Below are 259 nucleotides of genomic sequence, written 5' to 3' on the forward strand. Positions count from 1 at the left end.
CATGCTGAATACATAGGCATGCAAAGCGAACGCGGCGAACTGAAACATCTAAGTAGCTGCAGGAAAATAAATCAACCGAGATTCCCAAAGTAGTGGCGAGCGAAATGGGAACAGCCTGTACGTGATAATCGGACTGATAGTGGAATCCTTTGGAAACAGGAGCCATAGCGGGTGATAGCCCCGTACACGAAATCAGAGCGGTGGTACTAAGCGTACGACAAGTAGGGCGGGACACGAGAAATCCTGTCTGAAGATGGGG

At 49.8% G+C, this 259-nt stretch carries 1 rRNA gene; it reads left to right on the plus strand.

Going from position 1 to position 259, the window contains the following annotated elements:
- Positions 1-259: ribosomal RNA gene (locus H3H37_RS25500) — 23S ribosomal RNA — on the plus strand; the annotation flags it as partial.

It is taken from the genome of Rugamonas brunnea (genome assembly GCF_014042345.1).
Lineage (GTDB): Bacteria > Pseudomonadota > Gammaproteobacteria > Burkholderiales > Burkholderiaceae_D > Rugamonas > Rugamonas brunnea.